At 69.4% G+C, this 21,089-nt stretch carries 21 protein-coding genes; 10 read left to right on the forward strand and 11 right to left on the reverse strand.

Annotated features, from left to right (window positions below; all coding sequences use genetic code 11):
- Window positions 1–9 precede the first annotated feature (9 nt).
- The 5 genes from acsF (at window position 10) to ABS772_RS12585 (ending at window position 3,780) form a co-directional block, all read left to right on the forward strand.
- A complete protein-coding gene (acsF, locus tag ABS772_RS12565) occupies window positions 10–1,062 on the forward strand; it encodes a magnesium-protoporphyrin IX monomethyl ester (oxidative) cyclase (RefSeq protein WP_350394985.1) in 1,053 nt (350 codons plus the stop codon).
- A gap of 1 nt (window position 1,063) precedes the next feature.
- Window positions 1,064–1,867: a putative photosynthetic complex assembly protein PuhE gene (gene puhE, locus ABS772_RS12570; protein ID WP_350394952.1), complete on the forward strand. Its 804-nt coding sequence runs from the start codon at window positions 1,064–1,066 to the stop codon at window positions 1,865–1,867.
- 57 nt (window positions 1,868–1,924) lie between these two features.
- On the forward strand, window positions 1,925–3,142 hold the full coding sequence (gene hemA, locus ABS772_RS12575; protein WP_238253471.1) for a 5-aminolevulinate synthase: 1,218 nt from the start codon (window positions 1,925–1,927) through the stop codon (window positions 3,140–3,142).
- Window positions 3,143–3,274: 132 nt separating this feature from the next.
- The gene (locus tag ABS772_RS12580) at window positions 3,275–3,454 is read left to right on the forward strand and encodes a type II toxin-antitoxin system HicA family toxin (RefSeq protein WP_350394987.1); all 180 of its coding nucleotides are present in this window, start codon (window positions 3,275–3,277) and stop codon (window positions 3,452–3,454) included.
- The gene (locus ABS772_RS12585; protein WP_350394954.1) at window positions 3,451–3,780 is read left to right on the forward strand and encodes a type II toxin-antitoxin system HicB family antitoxin; all 330 of its coding nucleotides are present in this window, start codon (window positions 3,451–3,453) and stop codon (window positions 3,778–3,780) included. The genes ABS772_RS12580 and ABS772_RS12585 overlap by 4 nt, the downstream gene beginning before the upstream one ends.
- A gap of 16 nt (window positions 3,781–3,796) precedes the next feature.
- Here the strand turns inward: ABS772_RS12585 and ABS772_RS12590 are convergent, their stop codons facing one another.
- From ABS772_RS12590 to clpS, 3 genes are all read right to left on the reverse strand, one after another.
- On the reverse strand, window positions 3,797–4,069 hold the full coding sequence (locus ABS772_RS12590; protein ID WP_238253473.1) for a hypothetical protein: 273 nt from the start codon (window positions 4,067–4,069) through the stop codon (window positions 3,797–3,799).
- Window positions 4,070–4,205: 136 nt separating this feature from the next.
- Entirely contained in the window at window positions 4,206–6,689 is a 2,484-nt protein-coding gene (gene clpA, locus ABS772_RS12595) for an ATP-dependent Clp protease ATP-binding subunit ClpA (RefSeq protein WP_350394956.1), read from the reverse strand.
- A 22-nt stretch (window positions 6,690–6,711) separates the two neighbouring features.
- Complete coding sequence (gene clpS, locus ABS772_RS12600; protein ID WP_238253475.1) at window positions 6,712–7,107, reverse strand: ATP-dependent Clp protease adapter ClpS; 396 nt, start codon at window positions 7,105–7,107, stop codon at window positions 6,712–6,714.
- Window positions 7,108–7,518: 411 nt separating this feature from the next.
- On the opposite strand from clpS, the gene ABS772_RS12605 reads away from it, so the two are divergent.
- Window positions 7,519–9,000, forward strand: coding sequence for a D-alanyl-D-alanine carboxypeptidase (locus tag ABS772_RS12605; protein WP_350394958.1), 1,482 nt, complete (start codon window positions 7,519–7,521; stop codon window positions 8,998–9,000).
- 128 nt (window positions 9,001–9,128) lie between these two features.
- Here the strand turns inward: ABS772_RS12605 and ABS772_RS12610 are convergent, their stop codons facing one another.
- Together ABS772_RS12610 and ABS772_RS12615 are read right to left on the reverse strand one after the other, a co-directional pair.
- Complete coding sequence (locus tag ABS772_RS12610; RefSeq protein WP_350394960.1) at window positions 9,129–9,824, reverse strand: J domain-containing protein; 696 nt, start codon at window positions 9,822–9,824, stop codon at window positions 9,129–9,131.
- A 69-nt stretch (window positions 9,825–9,893) separates the two neighbouring features.
- Window positions 9,894–11,051, reverse strand: coding sequence for a S1C family serine protease (locus ABS772_RS12615; RefSeq protein WP_350394962.1), 1,158 nt, complete (start codon window positions 11,049–11,051; stop codon window positions 9,894–9,896).
- A gap of 532 nt (window positions 11,052–11,583) precedes the next feature.
- Here ABS772_RS12615 and ABS772_RS12620 point away from each other — a divergent pair.
- Window positions 11,584–11,799 (forward strand): hypothetical protein, encoded by a 216-nt coding sequence (locus ABS772_RS12620; RefSeq protein ID WP_183435316.1) that lies wholly within the window; start codon window positions 11,584–11,586, stop codon window positions 11,797–11,799.
- Window positions 11,800–11,807: 8 nt separating this feature from the next.
- Here ABS772_RS12620 and ABS772_RS12625 read toward each other — a convergent pair whose 3' ends face one another.
- Entirely contained in the window at window positions 11,808–12,743 is a 936-nt protein-coding gene (locus ABS772_RS12625; RefSeq protein ID WP_350394964.1) for a DUF817 domain-containing protein, read from the reverse strand.
- 117 nt (window positions 12,744–12,860) lie between these two features.
- On the opposite strand from ABS772_RS12625, the gene ABS772_RS12630 reads away from it, so the two are divergent.
- The 3 genes from ABS772_RS12630 to ABS772_RS12640 all read left to right on the forward strand — a co-directional run bounded on the left by ABS772_RS12630 (window position 12,861) and on the right by ABS772_RS12640 (window position 17,272).
- Complete coding sequence (locus ABS772_RS12630) at window positions 12,861–13,361, forward strand: hypothetical protein (protein ID WP_350394966.1); 501 nt, start codon at window positions 12,861–12,863, stop codon at window positions 13,359–13,361.
- Between the two features lie 105 nt (window positions 13,362–13,466).
- The gene (gene scpA / locus ABS772_RS12635) at window positions 13,467–15,632 is read left to right on the forward strand and encodes a methylmalonyl-CoA mutase (RefSeq protein WP_350394967.1); all 2,166 of its coding nucleotides are present in this window, start codon (window positions 13,467–13,469) and stop codon (window positions 15,630–15,632) included.
- A 206-nt stretch (window positions 15,633–15,838) separates the two neighbouring features.
- The gene (locus ABS772_RS12640) at window positions 15,839–17,272 is read left to right on the forward strand and encodes a mannose-1-phosphate guanylyltransferase/mannose-6-phosphate isomerase (protein ID WP_350394969.1); all 1,434 of its coding nucleotides are present in this window, start codon (window positions 15,839–15,841) and stop codon (window positions 17,270–17,272) included.
- Here the strand turns inward: ABS772_RS12640 and glpD are convergent.
- From glpD to glcE, 5 genes are all read right to left on the reverse strand, one after another.
- Window positions 17,260–18,774, reverse strand: a complete 1,515-nt coding sequence (glpD, locus tag ABS772_RS12645; RefSeq protein WP_350394970.1) for a glycerol-3-phosphate dehydrogenase — start codon at window positions 18,772–18,774, stop codon at window positions 17,260–17,262. The two genes, ABS772_RS12640 and glpD, sit on opposite strands and share 13 nt — an antisense overlap.
- Window positions 18,771–19,079, reverse strand: a complete 309-nt coding sequence (locus tag ABS772_RS12650; RefSeq protein WP_350394972.1) for a hypothetical protein — start codon at window positions 19,077–19,079, stop codon at window positions 18,771–18,773. Before ABS772_RS12650 ends, glpD begins: the two co-directional genes overlap by 4 nt.
- 8 nt (window positions 19,080–19,087) lie before the next feature.
- The gene (locus tag ABS772_RS12655; protein ID WP_238253485.1) at window positions 19,088–19,273 is read right to left on the reverse strand and encodes a hypothetical protein; all 186 of its coding nucleotides are present in this window, start codon (window positions 19,271–19,273) and stop codon (window positions 19,088–19,090) included.
- Between the two features lie 101 nt (window positions 19,274–19,374).
- Window positions 19,375–19,584: a hypothetical protein gene (locus ABS772_RS12660; RefSeq protein ID WP_238253486.1), complete on the reverse strand. Its 210-nt coding sequence runs from the start codon at window positions 19,582–19,584 to the stop codon at window positions 19,375–19,377.
- Between the two features lie 280 nt (window positions 19,585–19,864).
- Window positions 19,865–21,055 (reverse strand): glycolate oxidase subunit GlcE, encoded by a 1,191-nt coding sequence (gene glcE, locus ABS772_RS12665; RefSeq protein ID WP_350394974.1) that lies wholly within the window; start codon window positions 21,053–21,055, stop codon window positions 19,865–19,867.
- Window positions 21,056–21,089: the final 34 nt, after the last annotated feature.

Below are 21,089 nucleotides of genomic sequence, written 5' to 3' on the forward strand. Positions count from 1 at the left end.
GGCGCGCCGTTGCCGCGTCATCCGGTCAACGACTCGACCAAGAGCGCGCAGCAGACGACCTTCCTGAGCCCGCGCTTCTACACCACCGATTTCGACGAGCTCGACCGCACCGATGTCGAGCCCGTGCGCCGCGAGTGGGACATCCTGATCGACGAGCTGCGCTCGGACCCCAACAAGCGCCACTTCGTGCGCAACGAGGAGTTCGATTGCGACCTCGCCGACATGGATCCGGAACTGCGCAAGGAGTTCCTCGACTTCCTCATCTCCTCGATCACCGCCGAGTTCTCCGGCTGCGTGCTTTATGCGGAGATGCGCAAGCGCGCCAAGAACAAGGACATCAAGGAGCTGTTCGGCTTCATGAGCCGCGACGAGGCGCGCCATGCCGGCTTCATCAACGACACGCTGAAGGATTTCGGCGTCGGCGTCGATCTCGGCTTCCTGACCAAGACGAAGAAGTACACCTTCTTCAAGCCGAAGTTCATCTTCTACGCGACCTACCTGTCGGAGAAGATCGGCTACGCCCGCTACATCACCATCTACCGTGAGCTGGAGCGGCATCCGGAGCGGCGCATCCACCCGATCTTCAAGTGGTTCGAGAAGTGGTGCAACGACGAGTTCCGCCACGGCGAGGCCTTCGCGCTGCTCATGCGGGCCAACCCGAAGCTGACGGAGGGCGTCAACCGCTACTGGATCCGCTTCTTCCTGCTCGCGGTGTTCGCGACGATGTATGTCCGCGACCATTGCCGCCCGGCCTTCCACAAGGCGCTCGGGGTCGATCCGACCGACTACGACTTCAAGGTCTTCCGGATCACCTCCGAGATCTCGAAGCAGACCTTCCCGATCACCCTCGACCTCGACGATCCGCGCTTCAAGGCGGGCCTCGATCGGCTCCTGGTCTGCGCCGAGAAGATCGCCGCCGCGCGGGCGGAGGGCGGCGTGTCGGGCAAGCTGAAGCACGGAGCTCAAGCATTGATCGCGGCCGCGACCTTCGCGCGGCTCTACCTGCTGCCGGTCAAGCAGAACGCGATGCCGGCCGACATCCGCCTCCGGCCGGTCTGGTAGCATGTCTGCCTACGCCGCCCCGGCGCTCTACGCCGTCCTGCTGTGGTGGTCGGCCACCGGGCTGGTGCTGGTGCTCCAGCACCTGCCGCGGCGGACGCATCCGCGCAGCATGGTCGCGGCGAGCGCCGTGCTGGCGGCGGCGCTCTGGGCGATCGGCGCGGTCGCCGACGACGACACGGAGACGGGCGCCTATGTCGGCTTCACCGCCGCGGTGATCGTCTGGGGCTGGCAGGAGATGAGCTACTATATGGGCTTCGTCTCCGGCCCGAAGGCGGCCGCCTGCGCGCCGAACCTGCGCGGGCTCGATCGCTTCCTCGCGGCGCTCGGCACCAGCCTCTGGCACGAATTCGCGATCCTGCTCGGCGGGCTCGCCATCCTCTGCCTCACCTGGGGGGAGGGGAACCGGGTGGCGCTCTGGACCTACGCGCTGCTCGCGCTGATGAACGCCTCGGCGCGGCTCAACCTGTTCCTCGGCGTGCGCAACCTCCACGCCGAGTTCCTGCCGCCGCATCTCGGCTATCTTGCCTGCTACCTGAGCCGGCGGCCGATGAACCCGCTGTTTCCGGTCTCGGTGACGCTCGGGACCGCCGCGACGGTGCTGCTCGCCCGCGGCGCGCTCGGGGTGGACGTCGCCCCTCACATGGTCACGGGCATGAGCCTGCTCGCGACCCTCGCGGCGCTCGCCACCCTGGAACACTGGTTCCTGATGCTGCCGCTGCCTTCGGCGGCCCTGTGGAACTGGAGCCTGCCGGGCCGCGCGGCGCCCGTCACCGAGGTGCCGGAAGCAGGGGTGCCGCGCGAATGAACCGAGGCGGACACGAGATCCGCCCGCACAGTTAGATCTTCATCGGGGAGGACGGGCATGGACTACGAAGCCTTCTTCGGCAGCGCGATCACCGGACTCCACCGGGAGGGGCGCTACCGCGTCTTCACCGACCTGGAGCGGCAGGCGGGGCGCTTTCCCTACGCCACGCATCACAGCCCCGGCGGCGAACGCGAGGTCACCGTCTGGTGCTCCAACGACTATCTCGGCATGGGCCAGCACCCCTCGGTGCTGCGGGCGATGCACGAGGCGATCGACCGCTGCGGGGCGGGCGCCGGCGGCACCCGCAACATCTCCGGCACCAACCACTACCACGTGCTCCTGGAGCAGGAACTCGCCGACCTCCACGGCAAGGAGGCGGCGCTGATCTTCTCCTCCGGCTACGTCTCGAACTGGGCGGCGCTCGGCACCCTCGCCTCCAAGCTTCCGGGCTGCGTGGTGTTCTCCGACGAGGGCAACCACGCCTCGATGATCGAGGGCATCCGGTCGAGCCGGGCGGAGCGACAGATCTTCCGCCACAACGATCCGGAGGATCTCGACCGCAAGCTCGGCCTGATCGAGCCCGGCCGGGCCAAGCTCGTCGCCTTCGAGTCGGTCTATTCCATGGACGGCGACATCGCGCCCATCGACGAGATCTGCGACGTGGCCGAGGCGCACGGGGCGCTCACCTATCTCGACGAGGTGCACGCGGTCGGCCTCTACGGAGACCGCGGCGGCGGCATCTCCGAGCGGATGGGCCTCGCCCACCGGCTCGACGTGATCGAGGGAACGCTCGGCAAGGCGTTCGCCGTCCATGGCGGCTACATCACCGGCTCGGCCCAACTCTGCGACTTCGTGCGCAGCTTCGCCTCGGGCTTCATCTTCACGACCTCGCTGCCGCCCGCGGTCGCGGCGGGCGCGGCAGCGAGCATCCGCCATCTCAAGGCCAGCAGCGTCGAGCGGGCGCGCCATCAGGACCGGGTCGCGCGGGTGCGGCAGGCGCTCGACGCGGCGGGCATCCCGACGCTGGCCAACCACAGCCACATCGTTCCGGTGATGGTCTGCGACCCCGTGCTGTGCAAGGCGATCAGCGATTCCCTGCTCGACGAGTTCGGCATCTACGTGCAGCCGATCAACTACCCGACCGTGCCGCGCGGGACCGAGCGTCTGCGCATCACGCCCTCGCCGCTGCATTCCAACGCCGACATCGATCATCTCGTGGACGCGCTGAGCACGATCTGGCGGCGGATCGGATTGAGCAAGGCGGCGGCGGAGTAGGCGATGGGGCGCCGCCGCCTGCTGGCTTTCAGTATCGAAAATCGATACTAGATTAAGCTGAGTGGGAAGCATCGAGCGACGCTCGAAGCGGTTTTCGCCGATCCTGTCCGTTCCGGCATCGCTTGGACCGACATCGAAGCCCTGATGACGGCCTGCGGTGCATCGATCGAAGAAGGACGAGGCTCTCGCGTCCGGATTGCCCTGAACGGTGTGCGGGCCGTGTTCCACCGCCCGCACCCGAAGAAGGAGACGGACAAGGGGGCGGTGAAATCCGTCCGGCGCTTCCTGAGCGAAGCGGGACTGCGGCCATGACCGTCATGCATCACAAGGGTTACGAGGCCCTCGTCGAGTATGACGAGGAAGCCGAGCTGTTCCACGGGGAGGTGCTCAACCTCCGCGACGTGATCACCTTTCAGGGCCGTTCGGTCGAGGAGCTGAAGCGGGCGCTGGCCGACAGCATCGAGGACTATATGGCTTTCTGTGCCGAGCGCGGCGAGGAGCCGGAAAAGCCGTTCTCCGGGCAGTTCGTCGTCCGGGTCGATCCCGGACTGCACCGCGCCGTCGCCTCCGCGGCCCGCCGCGCCGGTCTCAGCCTCAACAAATGGGTCGCGCGGGCGCTCGAACAGGCAGCGAGCTGAATCGCCGCCCCCGCGGCTACATCTTCTTCTCGAGCGCGGCCTTCACCTGCATGAGCTGATCCCACACCACGCCGGGGCTGGTGCCCATCGCCTCGAGGACCGCGTTCACGCCCCAGAACAGGCCGAACAGGATCACCGGCACCAGGATCCAGCCCAGGATCTCCTCGCCGCGGTGGCGGGCCTTGCGGCGGCGGCGGCGTCTCTCGCGGGCGGTCGGCGGATTCGGCCGCGCCGGAGCCGGCTGTGGCGCGACAGGCGTGAGGGGCTCCTCCTGCGCGTCGCTCGTCATGCTACCCCCATTGCTGGCCGATGCCGGGTTCTCTGGCAGAGAGCGGCGCCGTCCATATCCGGGAGCCGGCACGGGAACGCAACCCGCGCCGGCACGGAAGATCGGTCACCCTTCCGAGTGACCGATCCTGCGAGCGTCAGACCTTCAGCGGGACCTTCGGCACGGTGCGGACCGATCCTCCACCGGAGGATCCGCCGCCGGACGGACCGCCGTCGCGCTTGTTCGCCTTCTTGCGCGGGGCCGAGCGCGGCTTGGAGCGCTTGCGCTTGGCGGCGTTGGCGACGTCCGTCTCGGGCTTCGGCGTGACCGGCCCGGCGGGGAACTCGAAGCCGAGCTCCGCCTTGGCCTTGCCGTCCTCGCCCTCCGGCTTCTTCAGCACCACCTTGACCGCGCCGCCATCCTTGAGGCGGCCGAACAGCACCTCGTCGGCGAGGGGCGTCTTGATGGTGGACTGGATCAGGCGGGCCATGGGCCGGGCACCCATCGCGTCGTCGTAGCCGTTCTCCACCAGCCAGTCGCGGGCCTCGTCCGAGAGCTCGATCGTGACGTTGCGGTCGGCGAGCTGCGCTTCGAGCTGGAGCACGAACTTGTCGACGACCTTGGCCACGACCTCCTTCGGCAGGTGGCCGAACGAGATGATCGCGTCGAGACGGTTGCGGAATTCCGGCGCGAACAGCCGGTTGATCGCCTCGACGTCGTCGCCCGAGCGCTTGCTCTGGGTGAAGCCGTAGGCCGACTTCGCCAGATCCGAGGCACCCGCGTTCGACGTCATGATGATGATGACGTTGCGGAAATCGACCTGCTTGCCGTTGTGGTCGGTCAGCTTGCCGTGGTCCATCACCTGCAACAGGATATTGAACAGGTCCGGATGCGCCTTCTCGATCTCGTCGAGCAGGAGCACGCAGTGCGGGTGCTGGTCGATCCCGTCGGTGAGCAGGCCGCCCTGGTCGAAGCCGACATAGCCGGGGGGCGCACCGATCAGCCGCGAGACCGTGTGGCGCTCCATGTACTCCGACATGTCGAAGCGCAGCATCTCGACGCCCAGCGAGGCGGCGAGTTGCTTGGCGGCCTCGGTCTTGCCGACGCCGGTCGGGCCCGCGAACAGGTAGGAGCCGATCGGCTTGTCGGGATCGCGCAGGCCGGCGCGGGCGAGCTTGATCGCCGAGGTCAGCGCCTCGATGGCGTTGGTCTGGCCGTAGACGACCCGCTTCAGGTTCTCGGTCAGATTCTTGAGCACCACCGCATCGTCCTTCGACACGGTCTTGGGCGGGATCCGCGCCATCGTGGCGATGGTGGTCTCGATCTCCTTGACGCCGATGGTGCGCTTGCGGCGCGCCTCCGGCACGAGCATCTGCGAGGCGCCGGTCTCGTCGATCACGTCGATCGCCTTGTCCGGCAGCTTGCGGTCGTTGATGTAGCGCGCCGACAGCTCCACCGCCGCCTTCACCGCGTCGGTGGTGTATTTCAGCTTGTGGAACTCTTCGAAGTAGGGCTTCAGGCCCTTGAGGATCTCGATCGTGTCCGGGATCGACGGCTCGTTGACGTCGATCTTCTGGAAGCGGCGCACCAGGGCACGGTCCTTCTCGAAGTACTGGCGGTACTCCTTGTAGGTGGTCGAGCCGATGCAGCGCAGCGCGCCGGAGGCGAGTGCGGGCTTGAGCAGATTCGAGGCATCCATCGCGCCGCCCGACGTGGCGCCCGCACCGATGACGGTGTGGATCTCGTCGATGAACATGATGGCGTTCGGGTGCGCCTCGATCTCCTTCATCACCTGCTTGAGGCGTTCCTCGAAGTCGCCGCGGTAGCGGGTGCCGGCGAGCAGCGTGCCCATGTCGAGGGAGAAGACGGTCGCGTCGGCCAGAACCTCGGGAACCTCGTGCTGAATGATCTTTCGCGCGAGACCTTCGGCGATGGCCGTCTTGCCGACGCCGGGGTCGCCCACCAGCAGCGGGTTGTTCTTCTGGCGGCGGCAGAGCACCTGGATCGTGCGCTCGACCTCGGCGTGGCGGCCGATCAGCGGGTCGATCTTGCCGTCACGCGCCTTCTTGTTGAGGTTGACGCAGTAGGCCTCCAGCGCGTCGCCCTTCTTCTTGGGCCGCGCCTCGCCGTCGTCGGAGCCCGGACGCTCGGACGCGGCCTCTTCGTCGGCGCCGCGCACGGGCTTGGCCTCGGAGGCGCCCGGCCGCTTGGCGATGCCGTGACTGATGTAGTTCACCGCGTCGTAGCGAGTCATGTCCTGCTCTTGCAGGAAGTAGGCGGCGTGGCTCTCGCGCTCGGCGAAGATCGCGACGAGCACGTTGGCCCCGGTCACCTCCTCGCGGCCCGACGACTGCACGTGGATCACCGCGCGCTGGATCACGCGCTGGAAGCCGGCGGTCGGCTTGGCGTCCTGGCGCCCGTCGCCCGTCAGGTTCGAGAGCTCAGTGTCGACGTACTCGACGAGATTGCGGCGCAGGACGTCGATCTCGACGTTGCAGGCCCGCATCACCGCGGCGGCATCCTGGTCGTCGACGAGGGCGAGCAGGAGATGTTCGAGAGTCGCGTATTCGTGGCGGCGCTCTCCGGCCAGGGCCAGGGCGCGGTGGAGGGCTTGCTCGAGGCTACGTGAGAAGCTTGGCAATGCTCTGGCCTTCGCTGGATGCCTATTTCTTTTCCATAACGCACTGAAGCGGATGTTGGTGCTTGCGGGCGAAATCCATCACCTGCGTCACTTTCGTTTCCGCGACTTCGTAGGTGAACACGCCGCACTCCCCCACACCATTGTGGTGGACGTGCATCATGATCTGGTAGGCGTCGTCGTGGCTCTTGTTGAAGAAGCGCTCGACGACGTGCACGACGAACTCCATCGGCGTGTAGTCGTCGTTGAGAAGCAGCACGCGGTACAGACTCGGCCGCTTCGCCCGCGGCTTGGTCCGGGTGATGATCGCGGTGCCCGAACGATCGTCGTCGCCCGGGTTGCGCGGTGTCGAGGCCGCACGCACCGGAACCCGTCCCCGACCCGCCTCCTGCACTTCGTTCTGGATCAGCTTGGAAGACATCTGAATCGAAGCGACCCTGGTCTGGCAGCCTTCGGCACCGGCGTCCCGGCAAGGGGCGCGGCGCTCAAGAGGCAATCTATAGGCCGATCGGCGACTGCGCCAGAGAGGTGCGTGAAACTGTCCGGCCAAGCCGCATTCCCGGAGCCGCAGCGGCGCTCGGTCCGAATGGCGACGACGCGGGCGGCGGCGACGCAACGCACGATCGAGCGGCGCGGAGGGCGCCGCATTCGTCAAGATCGGCTTAACCCCTGTGGCGAAAGGACGATCTCGAACTTGCGAGCGGCCGCATTAACGGCCGCGTAACCGCGTTCATCCTACCGTCCTCGCCAGAGATTGCGGACCCGGCTGGCGGCGTCCGTGAAGGGTGCCAGCCGGGCTCGAACGTCCGGCTGTCGAGGCGAAGGTTTCGAGATGCGTCGCGTAGAAGGCCGGCCCACGGGATCCCGCGCTGTCGCCGTGCTGCTCCTGGCGACGAGTTTCCTCGTCGCGGTGGCCGATCCCGCCGAGGCGAGGCGCCGAGGCCACGCCCGCAAGGCGGTCGGCGGCTACAACCCGCCCTACGCCGCCATGGTCGTCGACGTGAAGTCGGGCCGGACCCTGCACGCGGTCAACGAGGACGCGCTGCGCCACCCGGCCTCGATCACCAAGGTGATGACCCTCTACATGCTGTTCGAGCAGCTGGATAAGGGCCGCTACGACCTCGACTCGCCGCTCACCATCTCGGCCAACGCCGCCGCCCAGGCGCCGTCGAAGCTCGGCCTGCGCCCCGGCTCGACCGTGACCGTCGAGGAGGCGATCAAGGCGCTCGTCACCAAGTCGGCCAACGACGTGGCCTGCGCCATCGGCGAGAACATCGCCGGCTCCGAGCCGCGCTTCGCCGAGATGATGACCCGCAAGGCCAAGGCGCTCGGCATGAGCCGCACCCACTACGCCAACGCCTCCGGCCTGCCCGATCCCGACCAGATCACCACCGCCCAGGATCTCACCATCCTGGCCCGCGCGATCCAGGACCGGTTCCCGCGCTACTACCGCTACTTCCAGACCCGCTCCTTCGCCTTCCGCGGCCGGACCATCGGCAACCACAACCGCCTGCTCGGCAATGTCGAGGGCGTGGACGGCATCAAGACGGGCTACACGCGCGATTCCGGCTTCAACCTGATGACCGCGGCCAAGCTCGGCGACCGGCAGATCGTGGCGATCGTGCTCGGCGGCAAGTCGGGCGCCAGCCGCGACCGGATCATGGCCGACCTCGTCCGCGCCAACCTGCCGCGCGCCTATGCCGGCGCCCGCCAGACGGCGCCGGTGGTGGAAGTGGCCGAGCGCGGCCGCCCGGCGGTCGTCGCCGAGGCCGAATCCCGCACACGCACCGTCATCGCCTCGGCGGACGACGACGCGGTCGAGACCACGAGCTCGACGAGCACCGCCCCCCTCGACATCCGCCCGGCCACGACGACCCCGGGATCGCGCCGCGCGGGCCTCCAGGCGCTGCCGAACGCCGCCCAGGCGTATGCCGGGCCGGCGAGCCAGGCGCCGTTCCCGGGCGCCGGCAGCAAGTCGACCGCCCGCCTGCCCGCTGTCGAGGGCGTCGCCTCCCGCGCCGAGGGCCCCCCGAAGGATGCCCGCGGCGACAGCGCCAAGCCCGTCACGCCGACGCCGTGGGTGATCCAGCTCGGCGCCATGGACGACGAGGACAAGGCGAAGTCGATCCTCGCCGACGCCCGCAGCCGCACCGGCATGCTGTCCAAGGCCGCCCCCTACACGGTGCGGGTGACCCATGGCGGCGCCACGCTCTACCGCGCCCGATTCTCGGGCTTCTCCGAGCAGAGCACCGCGCAGGATGCCTGCGCCGCGCTGAAGAAGAACGGCTTCAACTGCTTCGCCACCCGGAGCTGACCGTCTCGAACAGCCTTCCTCGGAGCGGCTGCCGGCGCGTTCGGCCGGCGGCCCTTCGATGACAAGAGCCGCGCCGAAGCGGCCGGGACCTCTTTCGATCCATCGACCCTGACAACGCGCGTGGAGTTCTAGCGATGTCGGTTCACCAGCCTGTCACGCGCCGCGTTGACGCGCGCCGCCCTCTCGACGCTGCCGCCCTGGTCGGGATGCAGCCGCTTCATCAGCGTCCGATGAGCCGCGCGGACCTCCTCCAGGGACGCCCCGCGCTCAAGCCCCAGGACCTGATAGGCCTCCTCCTCCGTCATCGTCCCTGGCTTCGCCGCGCCGCCCGGCCGCGGGTCACCGTCGCCATCAGCGTCTACACGCCAGCCGGACTGCCGGCGGTCGAGATACGCCTCTAAAAGGCGCCCGCCCTCGGGATCGTTGGCGCGCAGAAGGATCGTCAGCTCGATCAGCGCCTCCGTCGGCACCGCCGACAGGCGGCGCCCGGCGAAGGGCCCGACGAAGAGGGTTCCGTCGCGCGGCACGCCGTCGGAGCGGATGTCGAGTTCGAGCGAGGCCGTGCGCAGGGGCTGCGGCTGCCGGTACCCGCGCCACGCGCGGACACGCCGGATCACGCCGGCCTCGCCCTCCGCCAGCCAGAGCCCTCCGGCGCCGAGCAGCAGGGCGGGGAGGACGCTGCCGCGCAGGGACAGCGCGAAGGCCGTCGCCAGGAGGCCGTAGCCGGCGAGCAGCCGCGGCGTCAGGCCGAAGGGCAGGCGCCCTTTGCGGCGGCCGAGCCACCAGAATCCGATGAGCGCCAGAAGGCCGAGGGCGAGGAGCATCCTTCGCTCATCGGCCGGTTCGGCCCGCGGGTAAAGCGCTCATCCGGCGCACGAGCCGGGGCAGCGGCATCACAACCGCGTCTGCGCCACGTCCGCCGTGTTCAGCCGAACGGTCCGCACCCGGCCGTCGCGCTCGACCAGCAGCGTGACCGGGCGGTCGAGCCCGGCCTCCTCGACCACGGCGGTGAGGTCGGACAGGCGGTGGACCGGCCGGCCGTTGGCGCCGACGATGATGTCGCCGATGTCGCCGGTGCGGGGATCGACGCCGCGCAGGCCCGCCTGCGCCGCCGGCGAGCCCTGGAGCACCCGCAGCACGACGACGCCGTCGATGCCGAGCCGGGCCGCGGTCGCCTCCTGGCCGGCGATGATGCCGATGCCGGGGTTGCGCACGCGCCCGTTCTTGATGAGGTCGGGCACCACCCGGTTCACCACATCGACCGGCACCGCGAAGCCGATGCCGGCGCTGGCGCCCGAGGGCGAGAAGATCGCGGTGTTGACGCCGATCAGGCGGCCCGCGGAATCGAGCAGCGGTCCGCCGGAATTGCCGGGATTGATCGCCGCATCGGTCTGGATCACGCCCGACAGTTCGCGGCCCTCCTGCGTCGGCAGGCGCCGTTGCAGCGCGCTGATGACGCCGGTCGTGAGGGTGTGATCGAGACCGAACGGGTTGCCGATGGCAAAGGCCGACTGCCCCACCTTGAGGTCGGCCGAGGTGCCGACGGCGAGGGGAGGGGGCATCTTGGCGACGCGCCCGAGCTGGAGCACGGCGAGGTCGTAGCTCGGCGCCGTGCCGACGACCCGCGCGCCGACCACCTCGCCGGAGGCGAGCCGCACGGAGATCGTGCCGCCACCCTTCGTCGCGGCCTCGACCACGTGGTTGTTGGTCACGACATGGCCGGCGGCGTCCCAGACGAAGCCGGTGCCGGTCTGCGTGCCGGAGCCCTGCTGCTGCTCGCCCCCTCCCGGCCCCTGGCCGAACTCGTCGTCGGGCTCCATCAGGGCACGCCCCTGCGCCGCGGCCTGAGCGAAGACGTGGACGACGGAGGGCGAGGCGCGGGCGAAGAGATCGACCGTGGTCTTCTCCGCCGCTGACAGGTCGCCGCGCGCCGTCACCGAGCGGGGCGCGTCCGCGGAGTAGAGGAAGGCGAGGATGTAGGGCTGCGCCACGAAGGCGATCAGCAGGCCCAGGGTCACGCCCAGGGCGATCCGCACGAAACGATCCGGCACCGACAACCCCAACCCTTATCCTAACGCCCGCCCGATGCCGGCACGCTCACCGAACGCGCGATCCGCCCCGGCGGTACGGGCCGCGTTCAGACTGGCTCCGGCAAACTCCCCGATATGCGGTCCATGACAGCGATCGCGGGAATTCGAAGAATGAGACTTAGCTGTGTCCGGTGTGGCTTCCGGTCAACAAATCCCCGCTTTTCCTCACAGGCGGGCCGGGTGCGACACCGCACGGTCAAGGCTCGCTACCGAGAGTAACCAATTGCATACTGTTTCGTACGCAGTGTCTTCCTACTGATGAGAAGGCATCGGTGGGCGGGCCTGGATCAATTCTTGGCGAAACCAAGGCAAGGTCTGGGCGAGGAACTGCGACGAGACGGTGACCGATCGGCTGTCGAGCACTCGAATTGATCGCAAAGCTGCCCCAGAGATGCTTCGATCGCCCTTGAAACTTTGAGCATACCGTCCCGACGGCTCTTGTCGTCGCGATGTCCTCAACGGACGAAGACGGTTCGAACAGGAAGAACAAGAGATGGAAACCGAAGCTCTCGAACGTCCTGCCGACCTCACCATCTGGCGCACGCTGCCGGCCTCCTCTCCGCTGGCCCAGCCCGAGCGCTACGACACCCTGCGCGAGGCGCTCGCCGCCGCGAAAGGCGCCCTGGGCGATCCCTCGAAGCAGCCCTGGATCATCACCGAAGAGGGCGAGATCCTCTCCCCGAACTGGATCCGCACCTACGTCAACTGATCGCGGCCTCAGCGCGCGGGCCGCGGTGCGTTCGAACCGACGGGCTGCCCGGGGGCCGCATCGGCCTCGGGCATCGGCTCCGGCCGGTTCACCAGCGTGACCAGCACGTAGGACACGATCATCAGCAGGAACCACGAGCCGAGCTTGGCCGCCGAGACCGGCGACCAGCCGGCCGCCTGGTTCGGGTAGAGCCAGACGCGGCTCGCCGTGCCGATGTTCTCGGCGAGCCAGATGAAGAGCGACACGAGAACGAAGCCGAGCAGCAGCGGCATCCGGCGATGCACCTGCCAGACCTTGAAGTGCACCACCGTGCCGCCGAACAGGAGTCCGGTGGCGATGAACAGCACGGCCCGCATGTCCGCCGTGTAGTGGTGGCTGAAGAAGTTGACGTAGATCGCCCCCGCCAGAGGGAGCGTGAGCGCCAGCGGCGGATGGCGGCTGAAGCGGAAATCGAACAGGCGCCAGACGCGGGCGATGTAGGAGCCGATGCTGGCATACATGAAGCCCGTGAAGAGCGGCACGCCGGCGATTCGCAGAAGGCTCGCCTCCGGATAGATCCATGAGCCGACGCCGGTCTTGAAGATCTCCATCGCGGTCCCGACGACGTGGTAGATCGCGATGACCTTGGCCTCCTCCCAGGTCTCCATGCCGAGCGCCAGCAGCGCGACCTGAATCAGGACGGCCGCGAGCGTCAGGAAATCGTATCGCGTCAGCGGCGCGTCGGCCGGGTAGAACAGGTGCGTGCCGATCAGGAGCGCGCAGAGGAGGCCGCCGAACAGGCAGGCCCAGCCCTGCTTCACACCGAAGCGCAAGAACTCGTAGGCGAAGGCCGGCCCGCTTCCCGCGGCGCGCGCGCGCTCGCCGAGCCTGCGCTCGGTCGCCACGAAACCTGCCAGGAACGGCCAGTTGCGTGCCGCACTCGGCGTCGTCCGCCCTGACCGCATCCCGTCCTCCGTCGCGCCCGGCGCTCTCGCGCGAAACGAGGGTCGGAAAGCGGCGGTTTGACGGTCGCGCTTGCCATGTCCCACACTTCACCCCGTCGAACACGGCGGGGAGGGGGCGTGGAGGCACCTGTCGCGGAGGATCGGGCGCCGGCCCGGCGGCGGATGGAGCGCGAGCTGCGCCGGCTCGAAGCGCTCGCGGCGCGCAAGCGATACCGAAGACGGAGCCTTCGCGCGCTGCGCGGATCGGCCGGCGCGGCGGCGACCTTCCTCGCTCTCCTGAAAGTGAAGGTGATCGGGACCCTCGCGGGCAAGGCCGCCATCGCGGTCCTCGTCGGCCTGGGCCTCGCGTGGCCGGCGCTGGTGATCGGCATCGTGGGCCTGGTCGGGATCGTGGTGGGGCTCCTCAGCCTGTTCTCCGGCGAGGGCGGCTCGCACCATTTCGACTGCGACTGCCCCTGCGACTGCGCGCGCAAGGAGAAGCGGGCCGAGCGGCTCAAGGCTCTGATCGCGCAGCGCCGGGCCTGGCTCGCCGCGCCGTCGGGACCGGCCCCGAGCCTGCGCCGGGACGCGCGCGGACGTCATCACCTGGCGGCCAGCCGGCGCAAGCGCGGCCGGTGAGCCCCGCCTAATGGACAGTAGCCGCGTTTGGTGGCTTGCCTATAATGCTCAAAAAAATTCATCGTCTCCGCCGACGCCGAGACTGACGCCAGGAACAGTTGCACGATGAGCTCCCGGATCCCCGATTTCGCTTCCGTCGCCTACGCGGCCGACGGCTTCAAGGCGCCGCCTCCGCCGGCCGGGGAGCCCTGGATGACGCCCGAGGGCATTCCGGTGAAGGGGTTCTACGGCCCCGAGGATCGCGAGGGATGCGAGGGCATCGACTCGTTCCCCGGCCTGCCGCCCTACCTGCGCGGCCCCTATCCGGCGATGTACGTCACCCAGCCCTGGACCATCCGGCAATATGCCGGCTTCTCCACGGCGGAGGATTCGAACGCCTTCTACCGGCGCAACCTCGCGGCCGGCCAGAAGGGCCTCTCGGTCGCCTTCGACCTCGCCACCCACCGCGGTTACGATTCCGACCACCCGCGCGTCTCAGGCGATGTCGGCATGGCGGGTGTGGCGATCGACTCGATCTACGACATGCGCACACTGTTCTCTGGGATTCCCCTCGACCAGATGACCGTGTCGATGACGATGAATGGCGCGGTGCTGCCGGTTCTCGCCCTCTACATCGTTGCGGCGGAGGAGCAGGGCGTGCCGCCGGAAAAGCTCGCCGGCACGATCCAGAACGACATCCTCAAGGAGTTCATGGTCCGCAACACCTACATCTATCCCCCCAAGGGATCGATGCGGATCATCTCGGACATCTTCGGCTACACCTCGAAGAACATGCCGAAGTTCAACTCGATCTCGATCTCCGGCTATCACATGCAGGAGGCCGGGGCGACGCAGGATCTCGAACTCGCCTACACGCTGGCCGACGGCGTCGAGTACATCAAGGCGGGTCTGGCGGCCGGCCTGACCATCGACCAGTTCGCCCCGCGCCTGTCGTTCTTCTGGGCGATCGGAATGAACTTCTTCATGGAGATCGCCAAGATGCGGGCCGCGCGCCTGATCTGGGCGAAGCTCGTCAAGGAGTTCGATCCGAAATCGGACAAGTCGCTGCCCCTGCGCACCCACTCGCAGACGAGCGGATGGTCGCTGACGGCCCAGGACGTGTTCAACAACGTCACCCGCACCTGCATCGAGGCGATGGCAGCGACGCAAGGCGGGACGCAGTCGCTGCACACCAACGCGCTCGACGAGGCGCTGGCGCTGCCGACCGACTTTTCGGCCCGCATCGCCCGCAACACCCAGCTCTTCCTACAGCAGGAGAGCGGCACGACGCGGATCATCGATCCGTGGGGCGGCTCCTACTACGTCGAGCGGCTGACGCACGACATCGCCGCGCGGGCCTGGGAGCATATCCGCGAGGTCGAGACGCTCGGCGGCATGGCGAAAGCCATCGAGGCGGGCATCCCTAAGCTCCGCATCGAGGAGGCGGCGGCCCGCGCCCAGGCGCGGATCGATTCCGGGCGCCAGACGATCGTGGGCATCAACAAGTACAAGCCCAACGACGAGATGAAGATCGACCTGCTGCGGGTCGACAACGCCGACGTACGCGCCAAGCAGATCGACAAGCTCAAGCGCCTGCGGGCCGAGCGCAACCAGGCCGACGTCGATGCGGCGCTCGCCGCCCTGACGCAGGCCGCGGACGGCGAGGGCAACCTGCTCGAACTGGCGGTGAATGCGGCGCGGGCCAAGGCCACGGTCGGCGAGATCTCCGAGGCGCTGGAGAAGGCCTGGGGTCGTCACCGCGCCGAGATCCGCTCGATCTCGGGCGTCTACAAGCGGGAGGTGGGCGGCATGTCGCCGGTGGTGGAGAAGGTCCGCGGCCTCGTCGAGGCCTTCGAGGAGAATGACGGGCGCCGGCCGCGCATCCTGGTCGCCAAGATGGGCCAGGACGGGCACGACCGCGGCCAGAAGGTGATCGCCTCGGCCTTTGCCGACCTCGGCTTCGACGTGGACATCGGGCCGCTCTTCGCCACCCCCGACGAGGCCGCACGCCAAGCGGTGGAGAACGACGTGCACATCGTCGGCGTCTCTTCGCTCGCGGCGGGCCACCTGACGCTGGTGCCGGAGCTGAAGGCCGCCCTGAAGGCGGAAGGGCGCGACGACGTGATGATCGTCGTCGGCGGCGTGATCCCGCCGGGCGATTACGACGCGCTCACCGCCGCGGGCGCCTCGGCGATCTTCCCGCCGGGCACCGTGATCGCGGAAGCCGCCGTGAAGCTTCTGCACGAACTGAACGATCGCCTCGGCTACGGCGAGCGGCAGGCCGCCGAATAGCCGATCCGGACAGTCGGCGGAGGCTTTTCGCCTCCGCCGTTCCTCACCGGATTTCTCCGGGATTTACCTGAATCGCAGGCAGGTTGGCCCGCATCGTGGTGCCGTGCGGGTGGATCGGCTAAGACGCGAGGGCTGATTTTCGCGCTCGCCGCTCTCGCACGTTTCCCGACCGGCTGGCGCCTCTCGATACGCGACGGGGCTGGGCGATGGCCGAGGCGGACCACGACAAAATCCTGCCCGTGATCCTGTGCGGCGGCTCCGGTACGCGGCTCTGGCCGGCCTCGCGCGAGAGCATGCCCAAGCAGTTCACGCCGCTCGTCGATCCCTCGACCTCCACCTTCCAGGCCACCGCCCGCCGCGTCGCCGACGGGAGTGTGTTCGCGCGGCCCACCGTCATCGCCTCGGCCGAGTCCCGCTTCATCGTCGCCGAGCAGCTTGCTCAGAGCCGCATCGCTGCCGACATCTTGCTCGAACCCGAGCGCCGCGATTCCGCCGCCGCCGTGGCGGTGGCCGCCCTGCACGGGGCGCGGCGGGGACCGGAGACGGTGGTGCTGGTCATGGCGGCCGACCACGTGATCGAGGACGCCGACGCCTTCGCGAGCGCCGCGCAGGAGGCCGCCCGCGGCGCCCGGCTCGGCCACATCATGACGCTGGGCATCACCCCGACCCGGCCCGCGACCGAGTACGGCTATATCCGCACCGGCGGCGCCCTTCCCGACGCGCCGGGCCTGCACCGGGTCGAGCGCTTCGTCGAGAAGCCCGACGCGGCGGGCGCCGAGCGCCTGATCGGGGAGGGCGCCTTGTGGAACTCGGGCTACTTCCTGTTCCGCGCCGACGTGATGATCGCCGAGCTGGAGGCGCACGCACCGGCGGTGCTCGACGCCGCCCGCGCCGCGCTCGCCGCCGCCGTCACCGATCTCGACTTCGTGCGGCTCCAGGCGGAGGCGTTCGCCCGCGCGCCGAAGACCTCGATCGACTACGCGGTGATGGAGCGGACGACCCGCGCGGGCGTGCTCGCGGTCTCCTTCGCGTGGTCGGATGTCGGCACCTGGGACGCCGTCTGGCAGGTGCTGGAGCGGGACGCGCAGGGCAACGCCGTGCGCGGCCGCGTCGAGCTGGTGGAGACCACGGGCAGCCTCGTCCACAGCGAGGGCGACGGGCTCACCACCGTGGTCGGGCTCGACGACGTGGTCGTCGTCGCGACCCCCGACGCGGTGCTCGTCGCCTCCAAAGCGCAGTCGGGCAAGGTGAAGGACCTGGTGAGCGTCCTGCGCGAGAAGGCGCACCCGGAAGCGGACGCCCACCGCCGGATGTATCGGCCCTGGGGCTGGTACCAGCGCATCGATATCGGCGAGCGCTTCCAGGTGAAGCGGATCATGGTGACGCCGGGCGGGCGGCTCTCGCTGCAGAAGCATTTCCACCGGGCCGAGCACTGGGTCGTGGTCAAGGGCACGGCGGAGGTGACGCTCAACGATCAGGTCATCCTCGTCCACGAGAACGAGGCGGTCTACCTGCCGATCGGCTCGATGCACCGGCTGACCAATCCCGGCAAGATCCCGCTCGAACTGATCGAGGTGCAGGTCGGCTCCTACACCGGCGAGGACGACATCATCCGCCTGGAGGACGTCTACGGACGGTGAGCGCCGGCCTCGGCCGACACGGCGGCGAGGTGGCGCCCAAGCCGCGCGACGCCCTCGCGATCCATGCGCAGGCCGAGCTTCGAGCGGCGCCAAAGGATGTCGTCGGAGGTGCGCGCCCATTCGTGCCGCACGAGGTAATCGACCTCGCGGGCGCTGAGATCGCCCCCGAACGTCTCGCCGAGATCGGCCAACGTGCGCGCATCGCCGAGCAGCCGCTCGGCGCGGGTGCCGTAGGCGCGGGCGAGACGCCGGGCGGTCGCTTCGGGCAGGAACGGGTACTGGGCCGCGAGGGTCCCCACGAAAAGATCGAAATCGGCGCCCGCCATGTCGCCGCCGGGCAGCGGCGCGTCGCCCGTCCAGGCCGGCTTCATGCCCGGCAGGTGCGGTCCGAGCTTCTCCAGCGCGTGCTCGGCGAGGCGCCGGTAGGTGGTGATCTTGCCTCCGAACACCGAGAGCACCGGTGGCCCGTCGTGGTCGAGTTCGAGCACGTAGTCGCGGGTGACGGCGGAGGCGTTCGCGGCCGCGTCGTCGTAGAGCGGGCGCAGGCCGGAAAAGCTCCAGACCACGTCGTCCGGGCCGATCTGCCGCTCGAACGAGCGGTTGATGCAGGCGCAGAGATAGCGAGTCTCCTCGGCCGAGATCCGGACCGGGCCGGGCTCGCCCTCGTGGGCCACGTCGGTGGTGCCGATCAGGGTGAAGTCGCGCTCGTAGGGGATGGCGAAGACGATGCGCCGGTCGGGCTGCTGCAGGATGTAGGCTTGGTCCCCCTCGTAGAGCCGCCGCACGACGATGTGGCTCCCCTTGACGAGCCGCACCTTCGGCCGGGCTTCGACGGCGAGCGTGCGCAGCAGCGTCTCGCCGACCCAGGGTCCGGCGGCGTTGACGACGATCCGTGCCCGCACGCTCTCCCGCTGCCGCCGCTCGGCATCGTGGAGGGTGACGGTCCAGGCGCCGTCCTCGCGCCGGGCGGATTCGACGGTGGTGCGGGTGCGGATCCGCGCGCCGCGCTCGGCGGCGTCAAGGGCGTTCAGCACGACGAGGCGGCTGTCCTCGACCCAGCAATCGGAATAGGCGAAGCCGCGCGTCAGCCGCTTCTGGAGCGGCGCGCCGACACCCTCGCGGCTGAGGCGGAGCGCCTGCGAGCGCGGCAGCGCCTTGAGGCGCGCGAGGTGGTCGTAGAGGAACAGCCCGATCCGCAGCATCCAGGCCGGGCGCAGGCCGGCATCGTGCGGCAGGACGAAGCGCAGCGGCCAGATGATGTGCGGCGCGAGCCGCATCAGCCGCTCGCGCTCGGCCAGCGCCTCGCGCACGAGCCGGAACGCGTATTGTTCGAGGTAGCGCAGGCCGCCGTGGATCAGCTTGGTCGAGGCCGACGAGGTGTGCTCGGCGAGGTCGCCCCGCTCGCACAGCAGGACCCGCAGCCCGCGTCCGGCGGCGTCGCGGGCGATGCCGACGCCGTTGATGCCACCACCGATGACGAGAAGATCGACGGGTTCGCTCACGGGCGGCCCAGACCGCTGAGGCCGAGGCTGACGACGATCCCGATCAGCACGGCGCCGCCGAGGCAGCGCCGCCACGGATTGACCCCGCGCACGATCTCATCGAGCGCCCAGATCGTGAGGCTCACGAGCGCGAGGACGCGAAGGCCCGCGAAGACGGGCACGGGCAGACCCGGCATCGCCGCCTCAAGGAGCCATTCCAGGGCCGAGGCGGCGGCGAAGATCCACAGCGGCCAATTCGGCCACTGGCCGATCACGACCGCGCCGGTGGTGCGGTCGCGGAAGAACCAGTCGAAAGCCCGGCGCAAGCGGGGCCTCAGATCGCGCCCGTGCCCCGGGCGGCACGGATCGGCTCGCAGATCTTCGGGCTGATCTGGTCGAGATGCGGGCAGGCATTGGTCTCGTACCAGCCCCGAAGCTCGGGCTGCTTCGGCGCGACGTACATGGCCGTCAGGACGAAGCCGCCGGCGATCAGGATCAGGAGCAGAAGAAGGTTGCGCACGGGACGTCTCCATTCCGGCGGACCTCGCGACGCCGGCATCATCGCGGCAGACGCGCGAGGCCCGGGAGAGTTCCCTGGCCGAGCCGCGCATCACCCCCTCCTCAGCGGCGGGCATCCTCCAGGGTCTGCGGACGCGTGTGGGTGAGCGGACCCTGCGAGCCGGGCAGCAGCCCGAGATCCTGAAGCCAGAGCATGGCGAGTAGGCCCGCGAGCAGGCTGGCCACGCTCATCAGGATGGTGAGATGGCGCCGCCGGACGATCATGAAGATCAGCACGACGAGGAGGGCGAGCGAGAGCGCGAGAGTCAGCATGGCGACCTTGTACGACGATCCGGACCCGAGCGTCCCGCTGGTCGCCGGTCCCCGAAGCGGGTTGTCGGCATCCGCGAGTGCCGTCGGTCCCTCGACGGGAGCCGACGGATTTCGACCCGGAGACGGACTCAAGCCCGAATGGACGAGGACGGGATCGGATAGGCTGAGGGCAGCGGCTCAGTGCCCCAAGGCCCGATCTCGACGGGCGGATGCATCCGGCCCGGCTCGGCCTCTTCTTTCACTTTCACGCAGGCGGCGTCCGCGCTTCGCCGCTTAAGTGTCACACCCCCGCGTACATCCGGCCGGGATTGAAGATGCCGGCCGGGTCGTGGGCCGCCTTGATGCCGGCGGTGATCCGCATCAGCGGCTCGGGCAGCGGCTCGAAGACGGGCACGGCCGCACGCAGGGTCTCAGGCGCGCGCACCAGCGTCGCGTGCCCGCTGCCCGCCGCCTTCACCGCGGCGCGGATGATCGCGGCCCCGGCATCGTCGGCGGCCTCGGTGGCGAGCCAGATCAGGCCGCCGCCCCAATCGTAGAACCAGCGCGCGGCGCGTGCGGCCCCGATCGCCGCGGTGACCGCCGGACCGCGGGTCGGGGCGGTGGAGATGCGCCAGATCGCGGCCTCCCGCGGCTCGGCGAGGGGGGTCGCGTCGCGCACGGCGCGCCAGAGCGCGGCACTCTCCTCGCCTTCGACGACGTGTGCCTCGCCGGTGCGGCGCAGGAGACGGCGCAGCTCGCCGAGGCGATAGTTGACCGATTTCGCGAAGCCCTCGACACGCATCAGCGTCCGCGGCTCGGGGCCGCCGACGCCCGCGGGCAGGTGGGCGGCGCCGGTCAGCTCGAAGGGCGAGCCCAGCGCGGCGGCGAGCGCCTCGACGGCCGCCGCGTCGCCGAGGCCCGGCAGAACGAGGGTCGAAACCTGCTCCTGCACCGGCAGCACCTTGAAGGTCACCTCGGTGAGCAGGCCGAGCGTGCCCCAGGAGCCGGCCATCAGCTTCACGAGGTCGAGACCGGTGACGTTCTTCATCACCCGCCCGCCGGACTTGATCGGCTGGCCGCGGCCGTTGACGAAACGCACGCCGATCAGGCTGTCGCGGGCTGCGCCCGCATTGATACGGCGGGGGCCGGAATTGTTGGCCGCCGCCACCGCCCCGAAGGTCGGCTCGCCGGTAGAACCGAGGAGCGGGCGGTGATCCATCGGCTCGAAGGGCAGCATCTGGCCGCGCCCGGCCAGCAGCGCCTCGACCTCGGCGAGCGGCGTGCCGGCCCGCGCGGCGACCACCATCTCGGCGGGCTCGTAGAGGGTGATGCCGGTGAGCCCCGTCGCGGAAAGCGTCGCCTCGTCCTGGGGCGGACGGCCGAACGCCGCCTTGGTGCCGCCGCCGACGAGCCGCAGCGGCTCCGACCGGCCGGCGGCCTGCGCGACGATGGCGGCCGCCTCCTGCTCGTTGGCCGGCGCGTATGAGGTCATCGTTTCCGTCCCGTGGGGTGTTTTTGAACGTTTC

Source organism: Methylorubrum podarium, assembly GCF_040270385.1.
Classification (GTDB): Bacteria; Pseudomonadota; Alphaproteobacteria; order Rhizobiales; family Beijerinckiaceae; genus Methylobacterium; species Methylobacterium podarium.